At 66.3% G+C, this 267-nt stretch carries 1 protein-coding gene; it reads right to left on the bottom strand.

The features are described 5' to 3' along the window. Positions 1-267 (bottom strand): FCD domain-containing protein (locus tag R0J88_RS20700; protein WP_410900983.1); only part of this gene is annotated, 267 nt, incomplete at both ends.

Genomic DNA, 267 nt, shown 5'->3' on the forward strand with positions numbered 1-267 from the left:
TGCCGAGATGGTCCGGAAGAACTCGTCGAGCAGCGCCGACTTCTGCAGCGCGACGATGTGCTGGTGGAATCGCAGGCTGTGCGTGCCGACGGCCTGCCAGTTTTCCTTGGCGAGCTCGCGTTCGGCCGCGCGAATCGCGCTCTGCATTTTCTCGAGCAGCGCCGGCTGCGCGAGTTCCGCCGTGTTCAACGCATGCAGTTCGAGCGTGCGGCGCGCGACGTAGAGATCGCGCACGTCCTGGCGATTCAGCGTGCGCACGACCACGCC

The sequence above is a fragment of the Pseudoalteromonas sp. SIMBA_162 genome (assembly GCF_046535955.1).
GTDB classification, from domain to species: domain Bacteria; phylum Pseudomonadota; class Gammaproteobacteria; order Enterobacterales; family Alteromonadaceae; genus Pseudoalteromonas; species Pseudoalteromonas marina.